The following is a 21,098-nucleotide window of genomic DNA, read 5'->3' on the forward strand; positions in this document are numbered from 1 at the left end:
GTGATCCGGCACTCCGTACGCATCTTCTGGGCGCTGCTCGGCTGTTCTGCACTTGCCCTTGGCGTGCTCGGTATCGTCCTGCCTTTACTGCCGACCACGCCCTTCATTCTGCTCGCAGCCTATTCGTTCGCGCGCTCATCAAAACCCGTGTATGACTGGCTGCTCCGCCATCGCATTTTCGGACCGCTGATCGAGAACTGGCGGCGCTATGGCGCCATCAGCCGGCGCGCCAAAATACTCGGGCTGGCCTCGCTGATTGCCGTGTTTGCTATCTCTCTACAGCTCGGCGCGCCGCCGCATGCCGTGCTCATCCAAGCTGTCATTCTACCGCTCTGCGGCTTATTCGTCATGAGCCGCCCGCGTCCACCCGGCCGTCATAATTGATATTAGTCAAATATAAACACCGATTGTCTATCCCGGCCAAGGGCATTGAGGATCTTTACATTGGCAATTGCTGAAAACCAGAAACCGGAGCGGCGCAGGATCAATCCGGGCATCGAGCACACGCCGGCGGCGGAGATACGTCGGCGGTTGACCGAGGCCGAATGCGCCGAGGCGGATCGGCAGATCAAGCTGATTATTGATGACCGGGTCCGCCATTCGGAGATTTTCAAACCGGCTGCGATACAGGTGATCGCGGAATCAATACTGGTCCAACCAACGGTCGAGGCCGTCATAATGGAAGGCCCGCCTGCGGCCGCGGAGGAGAACCGCCGGCTCGGCCTGGGTGTGGGCATAACGGTCGGGTCGGCCTTTGCCAGCACTGTGCGCGACCTTCGGGGCGTTATGGCGATCCGCTTTATCGGTCAGATATTCTCGCAATTGCAAACCCGCTACCGCTGCATTCTGCTACGGGCGCTCGGACGCCGGAACGATACCGCAACACGAAGGTTGTCGGTCCGGTTGCACGCTGCGGATTCGTCCTGTGTCGACAGTCTCGATTGTGATGGTCAGGTGTATGCTCTGGCTGATCTCCCCATCCTGCCTCTCCCGGGATGCCTCACACGCCAGTGCCCTTGCTCGCTGGAGCTGATCGATGAACAGGGTCACCACGCCGGAGCGAAACGCGGCGCATCGGGCGGGCTGACCGGCCGCGTCGCCCGGCTGTTCCGGAAAAACGGCTAGCGGTCGGGCCGCTCAGCATCGCCGCATCGCCGGGCGGAAGGTGCCGGTCTACAGCCTGACGAATCTGCCGCCCGAATTCTACGTTAACCGCCTGTATCTCACATCACTTCGTAAAAACCTGCCGGACTCTGATTGCAGATGAGGCCAGACACCGGCGCAATTAGCCGGGGGCGCGAACGGGCGGTCTGGCGCCCCACAACATGGGGGCATATCCGGCGGCAAACAGCGCAAAGGCACTACTCCACAAAACAGCAGCAGAAATCAACAATACGGGCTCATTTGCCTGAAAAGCGGAGATCACGCGCAGCACAGCCCCCGCATGGACCAGCCCGTAGATCAGTGTTGTCAGCCGGCCGGCAGTCCTCGGCCGGCCCGTATGGCCCAGGCTGGCACGCGTCATCACCGCCAGCGTCATGCTACCAATCAATCCCGCCGCAATGGCGTGAAGACCCGCCGCGGCCGGCACATAACCGGGCAGGACGATGCTGGCTCCGGTCAGCGCCAGCGACACCGGCAGCCAGAGAAAGCCGGTATGCAGCGACCACACCAGCGGTTCACCGAACGTCCGGAAGCCTTTCCATCGCGCCAGCCGCGCAAACTGTCCGGCACCGGCCACCATCATCACCAGCCCGGTAGGGGCGGCGCAAGGAAAGACTGTCCAGCCGGTCACGGCAATGGCCGTCAGACCGATCACCAGCATGTCGAACCTCTGCATGGGAGGAGCGAGACCCTCTACCGCTGCCGGTTGGTGCTGGGCCAGCCAGTTGCGCGTGAAGCTCGGCACGATCCGGCCGCCTATCAGGGCGATCAGAAGCACAGTCACCGCAAATGTCGCCCGAATGGCCGCGCCGCTGAATTCCGGAAAATGAAAGGCCAGATGGGACAGGGTGAACAGGCCGATCAGCACTGCGATCGGCAGGTTGCGCCAATTCTTCCCGGCGAGGATTTCACGAATAACAACCGCAGACAGGACCGGCAGAAAGGCATGGTCCAGCCAGCTGACCCACGGCCCGCCATCTGCCAGATACGCGGCCCGTCCGGCCAGCCATAGCCCGAAGAGTCCCGCCAGCCCGGCCCCCGCGACCGGTGCCCGTCCCGTCCAGTTCGGAATCGCGGTGAGTGCAAATCCGCAAATGATAGCGGCCAGAAAACCATAGAGCATTTCATGCGCATGGCCGGTCATGCCATGCAGGAATCCGGTCCAGCCGAGATATTCGGATATCCACAGGGGCACGAGCAAAGCCGCCCAGACCGCGCCGCCGAGGAAAAACGGGCGGAAGGCATTCTGCAGAATAGGTGGAGCGGAGCGGCGTTTTGCGCCGCGATCCAGAGATTCGGTCATGACAGGGGCGTCCCGCTAATTGATATTTTTTAAGTCTAGTAGTGACAACCCTTCTGCATATGAGACGCATTGCCACGCCGGTGGTGCTGCGCTGTCTGGCGAAATCCGCCCCGTTATGGCGGTCAGCTGCATTTGGAGAAGGCGCAGCTGGTGCAGGTGTTGCAGCCTTCCAGCTGCATGATCGACGGTTGATGACATTTGGGGCACATCAATCCCGCGGGCGGTGATGTGATCTCCGCCACCTCGGCCCGGCTGGCGGTTATCCGGTCCTGGTCTGGCAGGATTTTCACCTCTGGACTGCCGTCTACCAGCGCGTTGAGATGGCGCTCGATGACACCGCCAATCACGGCCAGAAGACTGGGCGCATAGCGGCCATTGACGAATGCACCGCCTTGCGGATCGAAGACCGCTCCGAGTTCCTCGGCGACGAATCTCACATTTCCGCCACGGCGGAAGACGGCCGAGATCATCCGCGTCAGCGCCAGTGTCCAGGCATAGTGATCCATGTTTTTCGAGTTGATGAAAATCTCGAAGGGGCGGCGCAGCCGGACCGGTTCGCCCGCATCATCAACGCCCTCCTCCACAATGTCATTTATGGTCACATAGATGGCATGTTCACTGTGCGGCCAGCGGATCTTGTAGGTCTGTCCGGGCAATTCCTCGGGCCGGGGGGCGACAGCGGCAGACTCCTCCTTTGCAACGGTTTTCTCCTCTGCCGGCGGTGGGGCCGGCTTGGACAGAACCGCACCCGTCGTGTCATTCGGCCGGTAGGTGGTGCAACCCTTGCAGCCCTGATCATAAGCCAGGCGGTAGACATCCTTGAAGGCGTCGAAATCGATGTCGTGCGGCAGATTGATGGTCTTGCTGATCGAGCTGTCGATCCATTTTTGCGCCGCGGCCTGCATGATGACGTGCTCGCGCGGGGTGAGGCCATCGGCTTCCACAAAATAGTCCGGCAGTTCGGCGTCGCTGCCGAACAGTTCACGGAAGACCAGATAGGCATAGTCCTGAACTTCCTCGTCAACATGGGTTCCGTCAGTCTGGCGGACCCTCCGGTTGAACGTGTAGCCAAACACCGGTTCGACGCCGCCACTGGTATTGTTCGCCAGCAATGAGATTGTCCCGGTGGGCGCAATTGATGTCAGATGGCTGTTGCGGATACCATGCTCGGCGATCAGCGCCTGCACATCTGCATCCAGCGCCTGGACCATCGGCGTCTTGAGATAGTGTTCGGCTTCAAAAAGAGGGAAGGCTCCCTTTTCTGACGCCAGCATCGCGCTGGTCCGGTAAGCCTCGTTCGTGATCGCGCCCAGCCACGCCCCGACCGCTTCCACAGCTTCCGGTGACCCGTAGCGGATTCCGCTCATGATCAGGGCGTCACCCAGCCCGGTCACGCCGAGCCCGAGCCGCCGCTTGTTCACGGCTTCCTCTTTCTGTTTGCGGAGCGGAAAATTGCTGACATCGATGACATTGTCCATCATCCGCACGGCCGTCGCCACGCAGGACCTGACGGCATCCAGATCGAGACGGGCGGATGGGCTGAATGGCTCGGCAACGAAGCGGCTGAGATTGACCGACCCCAGCAGGCAGGCACCATAGGGCGGCAAGGGCTGTTCACCACAAGGATTGGTCGCCGCAATATCTTCCAGCCAGGCAAGATTGTTTGACCGGTTTATGCGGTCGATGAAGATCACGCCGGGTTCCGCGAAATCGTAGGTCGCCCGCATGATCGCATCCCACAGCTCACGCGCGCTTATGGTGTCATAAACCGTGCCATCAAAGTGAAGCGGCCAGTCTGCATCCTGATCCACGGCGTCGATCAGGGCATCACTGACAAGGACGGAGAGATTGAACATCCGCAGGCGGTCACGTTCACGCTTGGCCTCGATAAAGGACAGGATATCGGGATGATGGTCCCGCATCACCCCCATCATGGCACCGCGGCGGGAGCCGGCACTCATGATCGTCCGGCACATCGCATCCCAGACATCCATGAAGCTCAAAGGACCGCTGGCATCAGCATCCACACCGGCCACACGGCTGCCTTTCGGCCGGATCGTCGAGAAGTCATAGCCGATCCCGCCGCCCTGCTGCATGGTCAGAGCGGCTTCCTTGAGCATATCGAAAATGCCGCTCAGACTGTCGGGGATCGTCCCCATGACAAAGCAGTTGAACAGCGTCACATTGCGGCCGGTTCCGGCTCCGGACAGGATACGTCCGGCAGGAAGGAAGCGGAAATCATCCAGCGCGTGCCTGAAGTGCCGTTGCCAATGACCGGCCTTCTTGCCTTCACAACGCGATAACGCACGGGCAATCCGGTCCCATGTATCTTCGATCGTCTCGTCGGAACGTGCATCATCCGCACTTTTGAAGCGGTATTTCATGTCCCAGATATCGGTGGAGATTTTCTGCAGGGGGATCACGGGACCTTCGTTTGATCTCTGCCAGTCCGCTTCCGCCGAATCCATTTGCCCGCCCTCAATTGCACGACATATTGTGGTGCTGGTTTCAAAACAGGCCACATATTGTGCTTTTTGGATAAATCCGTCATCGCGGCGGCTTGCCGCGCGGCTCCAGGACGCACCCGGAATGACTTGACATTTATCAATCTATGTGAGTTTGAAGCCGGGCTATGAATTGCGGCATCAGAGCGGCCCGGATTTTCTTGTTGCGCCAGAACGGGTTCATGAAAACACAGCGCAAGAGCACCAGCGAATCCGTGTCACATTCCCCCCCGTAACGGCCCACATGCGCGTTAATCAATTCGCCGTAATTTTCCCGCGACAAAACCGTTTTTGAAACCGAGAACTCGGGATCGGCGGCGAACCCCTGGAACGCTTTTGCGGTTCGGGCGTTGGAGTCGCTCAGGCGTTCACCGTGCCGGGCGAGGGAAAAACACAGAATGTTGGAATCAGCCGGTTCGAGGACACGGACCAGATCCTCGCCCGCTTCCAGGGCTTCCGAGAAAAACCGGCGGCTTTCAATGGTGCCCGCCATGATCCCGCCAAATCGGTCCGGCCCGAAGGTCAGCGTTTTCCCGGTGAGCCAGATGGCAGCCGCTCCGACGCCGCTGCGCGACCCTTCCAGCGTCATCATCCACCGGTCATTGGACGCCGCACGGTCAATATAGGGCGCGGCAAAGGCCGAATTGGCATAATTGGATTTGTCGCGGACAAGAAAGGCACCGCAGGCATAGGGCACATAGCCCAGCTTGTGGGGATCCAGGGTCACCGAATTGACACGCCGGATTGCGGCCAGCGCACGGCGGCCATGTGTCTCAAGCACAGACTCTGCCTCGTCCCCGAGCATTGCGCACAGAAACCCACCCCAGGCCGCATCGACATGATGCCAGATATCCACACCGGACACCCGCCACTCCTCCAGCTCGTCGCAGACCGCATCAACCGGGTCGATCTCGCCGGCCTCCGTTGTCCCGGCGACACTCACCACGGCGAGCACGGGCCGTCCTGCTTCGTGCGCCCGGTGAATGGCCGCCCTCAGGGCCGGGATGCTGAGCCGTCCCTGCGCATCCAGCGCAATCGGCCAGAATGCCTCTTCGCCCAGCCCGAACACATTGGCCGCCTTGAGCCATGAAAAATGCTTGTTGCCCGGAACCAGCAACACGGGGCCCCGCCATTCGCGTCCCGCTGCAGCACCGATGCGCGCCGCAATTTCGAACGGATTGCCGAGAACGCTGCTGGCGGAACGAAGATCGGATTCCGCAATCGAGTGCGCGGCGGAAAGTTGCGCGTATGCTTCCCATCCCATATGCGCCGCCCCGACCGGATCGAGGGGCTGTCCCGTTGTCTCCGCAACACACAGCCCCATGGCCAGGAAATGGTCCATCCGGTAGCGGGCGCGCCACACGCTCTCGAAATTCGCCAGCGTTCCGCCGCTGGTGAAATGCCCCTGGGCCTGTGACGGATCATATCCGACCATCGAGGCCAGCATGGCAATGGCCTCATCCTCGACCACGCCGCTGACCCGCGACACATCGCGTGAGGTGTTGTTGGGATTGTGAAGCAGGGTCGCAAAATGCCCCAACAGCGCCGGTATCGACAACTCCGACACCATGTGGCCGATATAGCGGGGGGTATATTTCGGCACTTCACCGGTCATCAGCACGCCAAGTTCGTGCACTTTCTGGGAAATGAGCTCCCGTTCGGCGAGAAAACCGGCCGTCAGCCGCATGTCCGGCGGAATCGGCGAAGGGTCCGAGCCGAACAGCGCCCGCCGCCAGTCGAACCACTGGTCAAGAATGGACTGGAATTCGGCGCGGAACCAGGCGGCATTCTCGGATTTGGGTCCGAGAAAATAGGCGCTTTCATTCCAGATATTGCGTGTGGACACGACTGTCTCCTTCAAGAGCCCTTGGCAAATTCAGGTCGGCAGAAAGGCCGCGACCGGCCACCAAGGCGCCAGACCGCCCATGGCCCCGTTTCCATGAACTCCGCCAAAAACGTCCCTCCGCAGCCATCTGTGGAGGCCGCCTGCGGCACCATGCCACCTTCTGATACGGCCTCTATCTGATATGCGTTATCCGGACAGGAATTGATTATTGTCAATGCGCATATCCGCACACCCCGGGACGCTATCATGACGCTTTCATCCACCCAGCTCGCCTATGCCGGGCGAAACACGCCCCGCTACACTAGCTATCCGACAGCCCCGCATTTTCATGACGGTGTGAATGCTGATGTCTATGCGGCCTGGCTCGGCACACAGGATACGGAACAGTCCGCTTCGCTCTATCTGCACATCCCCTATTGCCGGGAAATGTGCTGGTATTGCGGATGCTCCACACGGGCAACACAGCGCGATGAACCCGTCGCCGCCTACGTGAAAACCCTGCTCCGGGAAATCGATCTGGCCGCCGGCCTATTGCCGGGCAAGCCGCGCGTAAACCATATCCATTTTGGGGGTGGAACGCCCACCATTCTGACGCAGGACCAGTTCACAGCGGTGATGACCCGGCTGCGCGAACATTTCAGTGTGCCGGAATCCGCGGAGATCGCCATTGAGATCGACCCGCGCATCTTTACCCGCGCCATGGCAGAGCACCTGGCGGCGAACGGCATCAACCGGGCCAGCATCGGCGTCCAGACGCTCGATCCCGGCGTTCAGGCAAAGATCAACCGCATCCAGCCCCTGCCGGTGGTCGCAGACACCGTCAACCATCTCCGGGCGGCCGGGATCGCCAATATCAGTTTCGACCTTCTCTACGGGCTTCCCGGACAGACACGCAGCAGCTGTCTCGAAACGCTGGAGGCCGCCCTGACGCTGAAGCCCGACCGCCTGTCCGTATTCGGCTATGCGCACGTCCCCCACATGAAGCGCCATCAGAAACTGATCCGGACAGACGATCTGCCCGGACCCGAAGCGCGGGTCGAACAGGCCATGGCGATCGCTGCGGCGGCAGAGGCGGCCGGATACCGGCCGGTCGGGATCGACCACTATGTACGCGATGGGGATGAGATGGACCGGCTGGCCAGAGACGGAAAGGTGCGGCGCAACTTCCAGGGCTATACCACGGATCAGGCCGGCTTCCTGATCGGTCTCGGCGCCTCCGCCATCAGCAAGCTCGACGCCGGCTACGCCCAGAATACACCGGATGTGAGAGCCTGGTCCGCGGCGATCGGGGCCGGCGGGCCCGCCACGGCGCGCGGCATCGCCCTGACCGCAGAAGACCGGTTGCGCGGGGAGATCATTGAGCGGTTGATGTGCGAACTGGAAGTCGATGTCGAGGCTGTGGCGGCCCGCTTTGAAGCCCGGTTGGACCTTCCGGCAATGGCGGATCTCGAAGCCGACGGCATTATCCGCAGAGACGGCTCGCACATCGCTCTGGCCGAAGACTGCCGCCTGCTGGCCCGGATCGTGGCCGCCCGCTTCGATGACCGTTTGCCGCAGGGCACAGCGGTCCGTCATTCCGTCAGCGTCTGAGACCGCGGCAGCGCGAGCCTGTCATCCCCTGATCGGGGGAGAGGAAAGCCGGTCAATCCGGACCATGCTCCTGACCTGTTGCCGGGTGCAGCCGGGACCGTCCCGGCAGTTGCCCTCTATGGAGCGAAGCCATGAAGACGATCTGCAACCATCTCCCGGATCTGATATTCGGAACCGTCAGCATCATCCTTCTGATCGTCATGGCGGTCTTTGCCCCTGACAGTCTGATTCTGGCGGCTCCGTCAGGCCGGTGATAATCTTCCTCCGGAAAGCATGGGCATATGGCAAAACCGCAGCCCGGGGGCCGGTTCCGCCAGACTTCGGGCCGGATCGGAGAGGAAAACAGAAGCGATGACGCGCGTATTGATCGTCGAGGACATTGCGGATGTACGCGCCTGGCTGTCTGACGTCATGATCAGCGCCTGTCCGGACGCACGGATCGAAACCGCTGCCGACACCCGCTCTGCCCGGGCCCGCCTGGGCCGCGAGCCCTACGATCTCGCACTTGTGGATCTTGGCCTGCCAGACGGGTCGGGCTTTGATGTCCTGCGGGCGATCAAGGCGGAAAGCCCGGGAACACTCTGTGTTGTCGCGACCATACTGGGCGATGATGCCTCCATTGTCGGGGCGCTCGCGGCCGGTGCAGATGGCTATTTGCTGAAAGACCAGCCGGGTGATCTTCTGGCCCGCCATATTCGCCAGATTCTCGACGGGCTGCCCGCGCTGTCACCGGCAATCGCACGCCGCATCATGGATCACTTCCGCAAGACCGGCCCGGCGGCACCGGATGCGGAATTGACCAGCCGCGAGCGCGACGTGCTCGCACAGATCGGACGCGGTCTGCGAAACCATGAAGCCGCGGCCGCGCTCGGTATCAGCGAGCACACCGTCGCCGCCCACATCAAGTCTGTTTACCGGAAACTCGACATCTCGTCGCGCGCGGAAGCCGCCTGGCATGCCGCCCGCCTGGGACTTTAGGACACTGGCCTATCCGGCATCGGCTCGAAGGCGCGGAAGACAGCCTCGACCCGGGTTCCCGCCGGCCCGGATGTAATGGAAAACGACCCGCCGAGCGCCTCGACCCGGGTTTTCATGTTCGCGAGACCACGCCCCTCTTTCATCGGCCGGGTATCAAAGCCGCGACCGTCATCCGCGACCTCCAGACGGATCTGGTCGCCCGCCGTTCCCACTTTCACGGAAATCCGCGACGCCCCGGCATGACGCAGCGTATTGCTGACCGACTCGCGAACCACCGCGCGGAGCACCTGGACGCTGACCCGGCGCGGCGGATCGGTACGGATAAAGTCCGCCCGCCAGTCCAGTGTCACATCCACCATTTCGACGCGATCCGCCGTCTCGGCTCTCAGATCGGCGAGCATGGCGTCCAGACCGACCGGCTCGCCTTCGGCATTGCGGATCACATCACGCAGATCACCGATCGTCGCGCGGATCAGTTCGTTTTTGCGGTTCCCGGGAGGCGCATGCAGGGCCGTCAGCAGCTGGGCCCCGATATTGTCATGAATATCGCGGGCAATCCGGGAACGTTCAAAGGCTGCACCGCGATCATAGGCCGTGCGGCTTTCGCCGAGATACGCCACGAGCGCGGCGAGTTCCCGGGCGGTCTCGACATCTTCCGGTGAGAACAGGGAGCGGCCCTGATCGCGGTCATGGAGGACAAGGTCTGCGAATCCTTCCGGGCCGGGGACGCGCATGGCGCGGCCATCCTTCTCCGTGCCGGGCGAGACATCCTTTTCACCGAGCGGCACGACTTCCAGCGGTGCGAACATGTCGCGCAGCAGCTTGCGCCAGGCAGCTTCGCGCTGGTCACCTGTCGGCTGCAGCGCGACATCGATCACCGCCCGGAACAGCCGGGCCTCGTCCGGCCGGGCGCGGCTCGAAAAGCGGTGCCAGACCCAGCCCCTGGCGGGAAGATACGCCAGCGCGACCAGGAAAAGTGACACGCCGATGGCCCGCCCCGGATCAAGTGACAGCGTGAGGATCAGGACCGCATCCAGCACCAGAACGGATAGCGCCGCGGCGACATTGAAAAGGATCTGGAAAGCCCAGCGGCCAAGGCCGAAAACCCGATACCGCAAAAGACCCACTGCAAGCCCGGCATAGACCAGAATGAAGAACAGGAATCCGAACTGGTTGGGAATGAAAGGGTTCAGGCCGAAGGCTGATGGGGCCGCAACCAGTGCGATGAATCCGCCGGCGCCAAAGCCGACACAAGCCCCCAGCCACACGGCGATGGCCCGCCGGACCGGATCGTTCCGTGTTGCAAGAATCTGGACCAGGGTCAGCACGATAATGAGAACCATTTCGGCGAGCGTGACCCTGTGCACCTGGATAAAGGCATCCAGCGGCCCGAACACCGACAGCAGCGCCCATCCGCCGAAAATCACCAGGCTTGAGGCGATTATGGCGGCGGCCCCCGGCAAGCGCCTGGGGTAGAGTGAGAACAGGGCGATCATCGCCAGGCCGAAAGCGGTGGCGCCCAGCGAATTGACCATGGCCAGGGTGGAAACCGTCGCCGGGCTGAAATCCAGCGGCAGGAAAAATCCGGCCGCGCCCATGCAGAACAGATAGGTGAAAAGCCCTCCGGCCGCAAAAATCCGGACCGTCCAGTCCGCAGGCCGCAGGATCAGGATCCAGGCCGATAGCAGGGCCGCGGTCAGCCCGGTGACCAGACAGGGCCAGATCCGGACATCAAGCGCCAGCAGGGCCTCCGGCCCCTGCACGAAAAGGTCGAGTGGAGCAAGCACGGCCACGGCCGTTGCCACAATGATGGCTCCCGCCAGCACACCGAACAATACTGCAGAAGGAATGCCCTGCCGCGTCTGCCATGCCGCGTCTGCCATGCGCACTCTCACCTGCCCCTGTTTCCTTATCACCACTATAATGCAGCCGCCCGGACCGGCCACAGGCAAAATCCGGCAGCAATATGAGGGCCGCAGCGGCCCAGGCATCCCCTGAACAGGGGGTGTGCAATATTACGCAAGCTGGCAAATTCAAACTGACAGACCGGGGTCCGGAATGGTCAACGCCCGCGAAAACAGCAAACACGGCCACGTCTTCCGCCCCGGACCGTTTCACAGGCACCGGGCCTACTGGCTTGACGGGGCCGTGCTCCACTGGCGCATCGGCAATCAGTCAGGGCACCTTCCACTCTCGGAAATCAGCGCCCTGCGCCTTTATCTTCCCGAAGGGGGAAAAGCGGTAACCGCACAATGCGTGTTGGTCAGCAAATCCGGGCTCCGGCACAAAATATCGGATCGCTACTGGTGGCGATGGACACCGCAGGAGCGCCATCGTTTCGGTCATCACGAGCGGCGCACGGCCACATTCCGGGGCCTGACATTTACTCTGGCGCGGCGGCTGAAAAAAGCCAATCCAAATGCCGTTTTCGAGACGGGGCCGGGCCGGAACGAATGGATTGCGACCTGCATCGTGGGTGTGCTGGCGATGTCCATTATTGCCGGTGGCGGGACACTGATGATGGCGCGCGGCGTGTTCAGCCTTCCGGCGGCAGCCCTCATCGGGCTGGCGCTACTCTATCTGCCGCTGCTCTGGCCAGTGATCCGTTCGGGCGGGCCGCAACCCTTCGATCCCGAAATACTGCACAATGCCAACGCTCCGTCCGATGAGGCGGGCCGGTAAGCGCGTCAGGCCTCGAACTCATACCATGAGCGCAACGCCGGGATTTGCCCGACCGCCAGACCGGGATTGTAAGCCATGGCTTGGGATCGTTTGGTTTCAAGCGGACCGCGACATCAGGGACTTGACCTTGCGCGTCCGGATATCACCAATGGCACCCGGGAGAATTTGGCGACAGGGGATGGCTGATGGCCGGACAGGAAAAGGGGACCCGGCGTTCCTGGCTGCGGATACCGCACACGCTCGTATTGATGGTCATCATGATGGCCGCGGCCCTGGCCATGACCTGGATCCTGCCGGCTGGCAATTTCGAGATGCGTCCGAACGAGGCCGGCCGGATGATGGTGGTGCCCGGAACCTATGAGGTTGTCGAGGACGCACCGGTCCTGGCTCCCTGGCACCTTCTCAGCGTAGTGCCGAGGGCGATGGCATCAGCCGCTGACGTGATCTTCTTCGTCTTCCTGATTGGCGGTGTTCTGGGCGTGGTCCGTTCGACAGGCGCGATTGATGCCGCGATCGGCGGCATGTTGCAGCATTTCCGGGAGCGGCTTGCCCTTCTTGTCCTGGCCTCCATGTTTGTCTTCGGCACATTCTCCGCCGCCTTCGGGATGGCAGCAGAATACATTGCCTTTGTCGGTATACTGGTGGCGCTGTGTGCCGCGCTGCGGCTGGATTCCATGACGGCAGTCGGGATGATGGTGGTCGGCTATGGTGTCGGCTACGGGGTGTCCTTCATGAACCCGTTTACGGTGATGGTCGCTCAGGACATTGCCGAGCTTCAGCCGCTTTCCGGCTGGTGGTACCGGCTTTTGATCGCTGGCCCGATTTTCGCCATCGGTTTTCATCACGTCTACAGCTATGCAAAGAAGGTACGAGCCGATCCGTCCAGAAGTCTGGTGGCAGGAATTCCGAGCGCGGTCGCGCCGCCTCCGGAAGACTACCCCCCGATGAACTGGCCGCGCCGGCTGGTCCTGCTGGCGCTCGGCGCGACCGTGGTCGGCCTTGTGCTCGGAGTCACACTGCAAGGCTGGTGGCTGACAGAACTGGCAGCCGTTTTCCTCGGCCTCGCCGTTGCGGCTGTTGTTTTTGCACGTCTCCGGCTCGATGACGCAGCGGAGAGTTTTATCGCCGGTGCGGCACAATTGACGGCCACCGCGCTGCTGGTCGGCTTCGCCCGCTCGATCTCGCTGATCCTCGAAGACGGGATGGTGCTGCATACGATCGTCAATTCTCTGGCGATGCCGCTGGAACAGGTGCGCGCGGAATTCTCTGCCGTTGGCATGTTACTGCTGCAAAGCCTGCTCAACCTGTTTGTGCCATCCGGCAGCGGCCAGGCTTTTGCTACAATGCCGATCATGGCGCCGATTGGCGATCTGGTGGGTGTTAGCCGCCAGGTCACCGTGCTGGCTTATCAATTTGGCGACGGTTTTTCGAACATGATCGTGCCGACCAATGCGGTGCTCATGGGCATTCTCGGCCTCGCCGGCATTCCCTATGACCGCTGGTTCCGCTTTGTGTTTCCATTGATGATCAAGCTGACGATTGCTGCAGCAATAGCGCTGATGGTTGCGGTCTGGATCGGCTATACCTGATGACCGGCTGAAGAATGCGAAGCGGGCTCATATTGCCTGTTGAAAGCCCGTTCAGGTCACAGGCTTCCGGCCTGTGGCAGGCTGGACATCGCGAATCCGCCCGCGTCTGATCTGACAATCCGGCAATGCGCTCTTGACGCGGCGCGCCCGGCACTCGACAGCAAGGTCCATGTCGATCGCCGCAGATTCAGAAAACCATTTTGATGCCCTGGTCATCGGGGCCGGTGCGGCCGGCCTGTTCTATGGCGCACGCGCCGGCGAAGCAGGTTTGCGGGTGCTGGTCATTGATCATGCCACCCGCCCCGCCGAGAAGGTCCGGATATCAGGCGGCGGACGATGTAATTTCACCAATATTCACACGGCCCCCGGAAATTTCATTTCCGCCAATCCGCATTTCGCCAAGTCGGCTCTGGCGCGCTTCACCCCGCAGGATTTCATCGCCCGGCTCGCGCGGCACAATATCACCTGGCATGAAAAGACGCTGGGCCAGCTCTTTTGCGATGGCCGTTCGGGTGCGATCATCGACATGCTGCTCGGCGAGCTCCACGGCGCCGGCGGAGAATTGCGCCTGGGCACGTCTGTCCAGGACGTCTCCCGGACCGGTAACGGTTTCCGCGTCAGCACGGCGGGCGGCGTGTTCGAGACCGGCCGGCTGGTGATCGCCAGTGGCGGACTCTCCATACCCAAAATGGGCGCAACCGGTTTTGCCTATGATGTCGCCCGCCAGTTCGGGCATAACATCATTGCCCCGCGCCCGGCCCTCGTTCCCTTCGTATTTGAAGGACGCGACAAGAGCGATTTTGCCTCCATCGCCGGCCTTGCCTGTCCGGTGCAGGCGCGCAATGACCGCGCCGCTTTCGAGGAAGCCATGCTGTTTACCCATCGCGGCCTGTCCGGTCCGGCCATATTGCAGATATCCTCTTATTGGTCGGAAGGCGAAGCGCTCTCCCTGGACCTGCTCGCCGGCCGGGATGCCGCTGCGGCCCTGACCGCCTTCAAGGCAGAGCACCCGAAGAAATCCCTGGCCAGCGCCCTTGAAACCCTTCTGCCGAACCGGCTCGTCGCCCTGCTGACAGAGCGCGGCGAAATTCCCGGCGTTCCGCGCCTCGCTGACCTGTCCCATACCGCCATTGAAGACATTGTGGCGCGTCTGTCAGACTGGAGGATCAAACCCGCGGGAACCGAAGGCTGGCGCACGGCCGAGGTCACGGCAGGCGGCATTGATACGCAGGAGCTGTCATCGAAAACGATGGAAAGCCGGCGGGTTCCGGGGCTCTATTTCATCGGCGAATGCGTCGATGTCACCGGCTGGCTGGGCGGATATAATTTCCAGTGGGCCTGGGCCAGCGCCCATGCCGCCGCTCAGGCCTGAGCGACAGCCCGGCCTGCGCCACCGTCATGTTTAATGTTCCGGAAAAGCCAATTCCGGAGCGCGATTCGCTCATACATTTGTCCCCGGAGAAATACATTCGAATAATGGTTTTACTGTCAAAGCCGCATTTTGCTGTTAGGTTGACGCAATCGTCGCCTGCCTTCATTGCCGGGAGTGCAAATGAAGACAAAGGAAGAAACACCGGAAGCAGATGGCACCGCGCCCGGCGGAAGCCGTGGCTGGCGTGTTCCCGTCCTTGCCGGCCTTGCCATACTGGTGGCTGTGAGTGCGCTCATTGCCGGGTTATTCCTGTATTTTCAGAAGGCGGATGCCCCGCCGGATGATCTCTGGGCGGAAGCCACTGTCACGGCGGACCCCGAGTGTGATCCGGAAACAGCCGGATGCGATATACTCCTGCCGCCCGTCCCGGCCGGCCATGGCTCGGACGGCAGCGGCCCGGCGATCTCCCTGGTGACATACCCGGATCTGGATGACCCCATCGCCCAATGGGGGCGTTGCATGGACACCGTATTCACCTGTCTCGGGCCGCCGGATAACGCCAGCGCAGAAGAGCGTGCCGGCCGGTTGCGCGCCTGCGTGGCCGGGGCCGAATGCCCGCAGGCCTGTCTGGATCGATATGCCGGACAGGCGGGCGGCGATCTTGACGCCGCCGTCACTGCATTCGAGCGGATTTTCGTAGCGGAGGATGCATGGTGCGCACCGCGACAGGACTAGCCCGGCTGAAAGCATATGCGCTCCGCGCCGCTCGCATGGCCGCAGTGATAGGTATCGCATTCTTTGCCAGCGCCCATGACACGAAAGATGCGGCACGGGTCGGTGAGTTTGCGGGGCATGTCGCGGACCGCGACAAATGGCACGCCATCTATTACTGCCATGGCAGCACGCTGGATAATTGCCGGGAAAACGAACATGCCTGGCTGGCGCAGACAGCGCTGGACCGTGCAGCCCCCGGCTCGCCATGGAATTTCTCGGCCGACAATGACCTGATTGTCCGGGATCTGGCGACCGGCTATTTCCGGCCCGAAATCGGCGAACGGCCAGGATCCTCCTGGGATCCAGATAATGTGATGGGCCTGCCCCGGCGCCGCCTGCCGGGTCCGGCCAATTTCGCCGGCATTCCGGATTTCAGCTACACAATCTATGACTGGATCAACCGCAATACGGACTGCCCGCCGGCGCCGGGCGGCACCATGCCCGGCGGCGTGCCCGGCGATTGTCACAACTACACTTACTGGCAGGGGGGTGGTTTCAACGCCTCCCATTTCGGCTCCCAGGCGACGCGATCCTATCTCCGGCTGCACCAGACCGCGCTGTCCCTTGCCGCGCGCGCCAGCAGACTTCGGAGCCGGATTTCGGAAGAGCCGGCCAATCTCGAAGCCTATCGTGATGTGATCCGGGAAGCCGAGCATCAAGCGCTGGCATACGAAGCCTACGCCCAGCATTTTCTCCAGGACCGGTGGGCGATGGGGCATATGTTCGAACGCTGGGGCTCTCCGGAATACAACGCCAATGGCATTGGCTGGGATCCGACCCGGGCCCTTTTGGCGGGCGGATTCACCGGCATTATTCACGGCCATCAATCCGTGACCCACATTCCCGACGCCCTGTCCTCGCCAGAAGTCGGGGTGACGTCCACCCTCACCAATCTCACAGCGCGGGCACTGATCTCGCTGGGGCAGGCTGTGGGACTGGTCGATGATGACGCCGAACCGCCGGCCGCATCCATCTACATACCGGTCTGGCGCCACGCCAATGAGGAGGAAACCCATCCCGGCGTCGGTGATTACCGCGCCTGGGACATGATGCGCCTGCGTTATGCCGCGCGCCTCGATGCGGCCGGTCATCTGCTGGAATACAATTCGGAAACCGCTCTGCCGGTTCAGCGTCAGCGGCGGGAATTGCTGGCCTGTTCGACAGCCGGCTATCGCGAAGTGATCGCCGCCTTCGGGCAGAACACAAGCGGGTACGGTATTGATGATGTCGCGCTCAGCCCGGCCTCCGGTGAATCGCTCGGCAGCCATTGTTTCGACATGTGGGCGACCAATGAATCCATGGTGGCTGGCATGGGGCCGGAATTCATAGCGGCCGGCGGCATCGCTACCCTGTCCCAGGCACTTGTGCGGATCGGAACCTATGCCGCCGAGGCGTCCGGCCGGGGGTCGCGCAATGCGCTGCCGCAGGAGCTGCGGGGCCTGGTCTACACGCGCAATGACACGCTTTCGCTGACCCGCATCTATGTACGGGCGCGGCTGGCGGCCTTCCGCGATTCCAACGGGATTGACCTGGCCCAGGGGGGACTCGGCAATCTGTCAAACATTCCGACCGGCGACACCTATCCGATCGCCAGCTATTTCGAACCGGCAGATCTGACCACCCTGCCGGATTCCGATCCGCGCGGACGCGACGCGGAAACTGTATTCGGTTTCTACAACCGGGCGCACGCCGACTATTTCTGCACGCGGTCCGAAGAGCTGCTTCAGTCGCTCCGGGGCTCGTCAGAGGAGGCAGAACGCGCAACCTGCCGCATACTGGCTCAGCGGCTTTATGAAGAGGCACGCGGCGACAGTCCGGACGTGGAAGAATATTCGTCCGTCATGCTCAACGGGTCGCGCGAGCGTACCGAACCCCTCTGCCGTCTGGCTTCCACAGCCTGGTCCGCGCCACGCTTCGGGGGCGATCGGATCGACATCCTGCATCCCGGCTATGTTCCCTGGAATTTCGCGTCGGACGAATCCGGCGCTTTTGCGATGGATGACGCCCAGCTGTCTTACCAGTCAGTCGCCAACTGGTGCGACCGGACTCCGGTGATCGACGCGCAGGAAGAAGAGGACCTCCGTGCAGCAGGTGTGGTGACCGTCATCGAGAACACCCGCGACACACTCGAAATCCGCGGGCAGCATTTTGGCAGCACACAGGGTCAGCTGGCGATCGGCCTGACGCCCGGCTCCGCCATCCCGATCAGCGACATCCTGTTCTGGACAGATACCCGCATCCGTTTCCGCGTGGAAGCGGAATTCGGCCAGCTGGCCTTTCGCGAGTCGGCGGCAAGCGTGGAGCGTTTCAGCGACAGCTATGTTTTCGTCACCCGGTCCGGAGACGCGGCCGAAGATCCCGGACAGGCCAGTGCCGGGCGGTTCGTGATCCGGCGGGAAGTGCGGCCGCCGCGCTTGGTGCAGGTCGAAATCACGGCACGCGGTGAAGATCAGCCCGTCTATTTCATGCAGCGACCCGCACCTTCTACCAGCCTGGACGAGGATGCCGACTGGTTGTTCGAGCCAAGCACGGAAGACTCGCATGAGGATACGGATACGGCCTTCCGGCCCGTAGGGCCTGGGGCCCGGCTGGTGATTGAACTGACCTTTGATGAAGACATTGACCGCGATGCCGACGGGCAGATTATCAGCCTTGGTGGCGACCCTCTGGAAGGCCGATGGACCAGCCGCCGTCACTGGCGCGGCGAACGCGCGATTCCGGAAGGGGATGCCTTCAACGCCTTGCGAGGCGCCCAGACACTGGAAGTCTATGTGCAGTCAGAACGAGGCGCATGGACGGATGGTGATCCGGAACGTCCCGGTTCCGAGCCGGACCGCGAAACCGTTCTGTTGTTTGACCGGATTCCTGTGGTTCTGGAATCCATCGGGGTGCGAGGTGCCGGCCGGAATATCTATAGCGCAGTCTGGACGGACGGGCCGGATTATCAAAGCGCGCGCAATCTCACCCTGGCGGCACTGGACCCGGAGGCGCGGACTCTGGACGTGGCGGAAGCCCGCGCAGCACCCGCCAGCGGCCCGGGTCAGATGCGTCTCGAATTTTCCGCTGAACTGGATACCGCGCCGGCAATTCGCGTCGGAGGAACAGACGCAGACGTCAGCGGGGAGGGGCGGCGATGGCGCGCACGCTTCGATCTGGAAGAGGCAGCGTCACTCCAGGACGCCAATGGCGATATCCAGATAACAGTGACGCTGACCGGTCAGGCACTTGACGCTGATCCGTCCACACCTGCAGCCATCGCCCCGCCGGATCAGTGGTCAAACAGGATTTACTGGACAAGCCTGGACCAACGCCGCGGCGGACCGGAAGGCTCGGATGGCGGGCCAGACCTCTGGCACCGGCTCGGCGAACCGCCAGCCTTGTCGCTTCTGGTGATTCTTGATGCGTCCGGCTCGATGGGAGAAAGCGGCCGGATGGCAAATGCGCGATCCGGCATCAACCAGACATTCGAATCCCTGCCGGAAGACCAGGTCATCGAATTTGCCGCCGTGGCGTTTCAGGATTGCGGATCTTTCAGCACCCGCACCTTCACCCGGGATGCCGACTCGATCCGCAGCTTCCTGACATCGATCACACCACTTTCCGGCACACCGCTGGCGGCCGCGCATGATCAGGCGCGCGCCATATTCCTGTCTCAGGCTGATCCGCGCGCGGCTGAATGGCGCTATGCCAGTTTCACGGATGGCGCTGAAACCTGCGATGGAAATGTCGCCGGCGCGATCCGGGATCTTGAGGCCGTGTTGAGCCGTCACCGGGCACCCGATCGCTCGCCGCCGGAACCGGAACAGGCACCCGCTCCGGAGCGCGCCGTTGATTGCCGGGCGACCACCGGAACCGGCTATTCGGTCGAGGTCAGGGATGGCGGCCGGCATCTCGACCGGATCACACTGGTGGAACGTGTCTATCTCGAACGCGCCTTGCCCGACGGGCGCTGCATCGCCTCGTTCGAGACCCGTGAATACGGAGTCTATTACGGACGCACGCGAAGCTCGGGCTTGCGATGGGGGATCAACAGCCAGCCCAGCGAGAGCCAGACGCTGATAGGCCGCAGCTCACGCGGCGAGGCCGATCTGTTACGGGTAAGGGGCATTGCCAACGCAGCCGCTGCAGGCCTTGTTGATCTTCCCACGGCACGGCGGGAGATCGAGCAGGCGGTTCGCGCAGCGGAGCCGGAGGAAGGATGATGCGGACCCTGTTGCCAGCGCTCGCCGCCGCCCTCCTGCTTTCCGTCTCAGCCGCGGCCCAGCAACGGCTGGAGGCCGGCGAAGTGGCGATTTTACGGCTGAATGACGCGGGTGAGACCCGTGTCCGGATTGATCTGGATCATGCGTCAGAGGTTCAGCTCCCTGTCTTCGCGGGTCCGGAGGCGGTGACTGCGGTATTCATCGCGCCGGCCGCAGAAGCAGACAGGACCCCGGCACAACGACTCGTTTTGCCTTCTGGCCGTCACGATCTGGTTGTCTCAGGCGGGCCGGTGGGAGAAACCGAAACCGTCATACAGGTCCGGCCGCAATTCCTGCCACCAAATGACGCGTTCGAGCCGAACGATACACCGGATACGGCATGGCAGGCCGGTCTGCCCTTCCACCGCCTGGTCCGCCTGTCGCACGGCGACTGGGACTGGTTCCGGGTCGATCCGGGCGGCAGCGGAATCCTGGGCGTCCAGCTTCTGGGTAACCGGGGGCCATACGAAGGCCCGCAGATCCGCGTTGTTGATGCGGCCGGTCTTGAGCTTTACGTCAGCCCGCCGGGGACGGGGGGGTGGAATGGTATGCGTTATGTCCGCGTGGACAGGGGGCCGGTCTTTGTGGGTGTCACGGATTCCTCGCCCTGGGCCGAACAGCAACCGGACGGCTTCAAGACACTGGAAATCCGGCGGATCGAGCCAGTCACCGGGATATCCGGACGCCTGATTACGCTCAGCGTGGAAACCGACAATCCGTCCTTTTTTCAGCTTGATCTGGTTGGCGAAGCGCTCGGCATGGACGTACGGGCGGCCGATGAAGCGGACCGCGTGGCCGCCGAGCTCGGGCAAGTCGTCCGGGGCGAAGGGTTTGGTTCGAGCGGTCAGGGCCGGATTATCTGGCTGATTCTGGGACTGGCGCTCGCAAGTGCGGCCGCCGGCGCAATCATCATTCTCCGGCGCCGTGCGCGGGGTGAGGAATAGATCCGGCACGGCAGCCATCCCCTCAGCCGGAACCGGCCATCTCCAATCCCCGGCGCGGGCAGATATTCTGCAAAAGCCGGCTCAGAAGACCCGGGGTGCAACCAGCAAGCG

At 62.4% G+C, this 21,098-nt stretch carries 15 protein-coding genes; 11 read left to right on the forward strand and 4 right to left on the reverse strand.

From position 1 onward, the window contains the following. Both DBR16_RS11285 and DBR16_RS11290 read left to right on the forward strand, forming a co-directional pair. Positions 1 to 384, forward strand: a complete 384-nt coding sequence (locus DBR16_RS11285; protein WP_233347775.1) for a YbaN family protein — start codon at positions 1 to 3, stop codon at positions 382 to 384. A gap of 60 nt (positions 385 to 444) precedes the next feature. Beyond that, positions 445 to 1,125, forward strand: coding sequence for a hypothetical protein (locus DBR16_RS11290; protein WP_109261350.1), 681 nt, complete (start codon positions 445 to 447; stop codon positions 1,123 to 1,125). A 160-nt stretch (positions 1,126 to 1,285) separates the two neighbouring features. Here DBR16_RS11290 and DBR16_RS11295 read toward each other — a convergent pair whose 3' ends face one another. The 3 genes from DBR16_RS11295 to DBR16_RS11305 all read right to left on the reverse strand — a co-directional run bounded on the left by DBR16_RS11295 (position 1,286) and on the right by DBR16_RS11305 (position 6,817). Next, on the reverse strand, positions 1,286 to 2,467 hold the full coding sequence (locus DBR16_RS11295; protein WP_109261351.1) for an NnrS family protein: 1,182 nt from the start codon (positions 2,465 to 2,467) through the stop codon (positions 1,286 to 1,288). 122 nt (positions 2,468 to 2,589) lie between these two features. Next, positions 2,590 to 4,935, reverse strand: a complete 2,346-nt coding sequence (locus DBR16_RS11300) for an adenosylcobalamin-dependent ribonucleoside-diphosphate reductase (protein ID WP_109261352.1) — start codon at positions 4,933 to 4,935, stop codon at positions 2,590 to 2,592. 136 nt (positions 4,936 to 5,071) lie between these two features. Further along, on the reverse strand, positions 5,072 to 6,817 hold the full coding sequence (locus DBR16_RS11305; protein ID WP_109261353.1) for a pyridoxal phosphate-dependent decarboxylase family protein: 1,746 nt from the start codon (positions 6,815 to 6,817) through the stop codon (positions 5,072 to 5,074). A gap of 246 nt (positions 6,818 to 7,063) precedes the next feature. Here DBR16_RS11305 and hemN point away from each other — a divergent pair, with 246 nt between their 5' ends. From hemN to DBR16_RS11315, 3 genes are all read left to right on the forward strand, one after another. Continuing rightward, entirely contained in the window at positions 7,064 to 8,407 is a 1,344-nt protein-coding gene (gene hemN / locus DBR16_RS11310; protein WP_109261853.1) for an oxygen-independent coproporphyrinogen III oxidase, read from the forward strand. 131 nt (positions 8,408 to 8,538) lie between these two features. Beyond that, on the forward strand, positions 8,539 to 8,661 hold the full coding sequence (locus DBR16_RS14150) for a hypothetical protein (RefSeq protein WP_267894810.1): 123 nt from the start codon (positions 8,539 to 8,541) through the stop codon (positions 8,659 to 8,661). Positions 8,662 to 8,758: 97 nt separating this feature from the next. Then, positions 8,759 to 9,385: a response regulator transcription factor gene (locus DBR16_RS11315; RefSeq protein ID WP_109261354.1), complete on the forward strand. Its 627-nt coding sequence runs from the start codon at positions 8,759 to 8,761 to the stop codon at positions 9,383 to 9,385. On the opposite strand, the gene DBR16_RS11320 is transcribed toward DBR16_RS11315, so the two are convergent. Further along, positions 9,382 to 11,268, reverse strand: a complete 1,887-nt coding sequence (locus DBR16_RS11320) for a sensor histidine kinase (protein WP_161539489.1) — start codon at positions 11,266 to 11,268, stop codon at positions 9,382 to 9,384. The two genes, DBR16_RS11315 and DBR16_RS11320, sit on opposite strands and share 4 nt — an antisense overlap. 175 nt (positions 11,269 to 11,443) lie before the next feature. Between DBR16_RS11320 and DBR16_RS11325 the strand changes: the two genes are divergently transcribed. From DBR16_RS11325 to DBR16_RS11350, 6 genes are all read left to right on the forward strand, one after another. Then, positions 11,444 to 12,067 carry a hypothetical protein gene (locus DBR16_RS11325; protein WP_109261356.1) on the forward strand — a complete coding sequence of 208 codons (624 nt, stop codon included), beginning with the start codon at positions 11,444 to 11,446 and terminating at the stop codon, positions 12,065 to 12,067. A gap of 185 nt (positions 12,068 to 12,252) precedes the next feature. After that, complete coding sequence (locus tag DBR16_RS11330; RefSeq protein ID WP_109261357.1) at positions 12,253 to 13,656, forward strand: YfcC family protein; 1,404 nt, start codon at positions 12,253 to 12,255, stop codon at positions 13,654 to 13,656. 169 nt (positions 13,657 to 13,825) lie between these two features. Then, positions 13,826 to 15,028, forward strand: a complete 1,203-nt coding sequence (locus tag DBR16_RS11335; protein ID WP_109261358.1) for a BaiN/RdsA family NAD(P)/FAD-dependent oxidoreductase — start codon at positions 13,826 to 13,828, stop codon at positions 15,026 to 15,028. A gap of 180 nt (positions 15,029 to 15,208) precedes the next feature. Further along, positions 15,209 to 15,763: a hypothetical protein gene (locus tag DBR16_RS11340; RefSeq protein ID WP_109261359.1), complete on the forward strand. Its 555-nt coding sequence runs from the start codon at positions 15,209 to 15,211 to the stop codon at positions 15,761 to 15,763. 35 nt (positions 15,764 to 15,798) lie between these two features. Next, the gene (locus tag DBR16_RS11345) at positions 15,799 to 20,004 is read left to right on the forward strand and encodes a vWA domain-containing protein (RefSeq protein WP_161539490.1); all 4,206 of its coding nucleotides are present in this window, start codon (positions 15,799 to 15,801) and stop codon (positions 20,002 to 20,004) included. Next, a complete protein-coding gene (locus DBR16_RS11350) occupies positions 20,001 to 20,987 on the forward strand; it encodes a hypothetical protein (RefSeq protein WP_125184555.1) in 987 nt (328 codons plus the stop codon). The genes DBR16_RS11345 and DBR16_RS11350 overlap by 4 nt, the downstream gene beginning before the upstream one ends. Positions 20,988 to 21,098 lie beyond the last annotated feature (111 nt).

Source organism: Hyphobacterium indicum (assembly GCF_003129605.1).
GTDB lineage: Bacteria > Pseudomonadota > Alphaproteobacteria > Caulobacterales > Maricaulaceae > Hyphobacterium > Hyphobacterium indicum.

Coding starts and splice junctions, on each gene's coding strand:
- DBR16_RS11330 (WP_109261357.1), top strand. CDS start 12,253: ATGGCCGGACAGGAAAAGGGGACCCGGCGTTCCTGGCTGCGGATACCG.
- DBR16_RS11340 (WP_109261359.1), top strand. CDS start 15,209: ATGAAGACAAAGGAAGAAACACCGGAAGCAGATGGCACCGCGCCCGGC.
- DBR16_RS11295 (WP_109261351.1), bottom strand. CDS start 2,467: ATGACCGAATCTCTGGATCGCGGCGCAAAACGCCGCTCCGCTCCACCT.
- DBR16_RS11300 (WP_109261352.1), bottom strand. CDS start 4,935: ATGGATTCGGCGGAAGCGGACTGGCAGAGATCAAACGAAGGTCCCGTG.
- DBR16_RS11335 (WP_109261358.1), top strand. CDS start 13,826: ATGTCGATCGCCGCAGATTCAGAAAACCATTTTGATGCCCTGGTCATC.
- DBR16_RS11350 (WP_125184555.1), top strand. CDS start 20,001: ATGATGCGGACCCTGTTGCCAGCGCTCGCCGCCGCCCTCCTGCTTTCC.
- DBR16_RS11325 (WP_109261356.1), top strand. CDS start 11,444: ATGGTCAACGCCCGCGAAAACAGCAAACACGGCCACGTCTTCCGCCCC.
- hemN (WP_109261853.1), top strand. CDS start 7,064: ATGACGCTTTCATCCACCCAGCTCGCCTATGCCGGGCGAAACACGCCC.
- DBR16_RS14150 (WP_267894810.1), top strand. CDS start 8,539: ATGAAGACGATCTGCAACCATCTCCCGGATCTGATATTCGGAACCGTC.
- DBR16_RS11315 (WP_109261354.1), top strand. CDS start 8,759: ATGACGCGCGTATTGATCGTCGAGGACATTGCGGATGTACGCGCCTGG.
- DBR16_RS11345 (WP_161539490.1), top strand. CDS start 15,799: ATGGCCGCAGTGATAGGTATCGCATTCTTTGCCAGCGCCCATGACACG.
- DBR16_RS11320 (WP_161539489.1), bottom strand. CDS start 11,268: ATGGCAGACGCGGCATGGCAGACGCGGCAGGGCATTCCTTCTGCAGTA.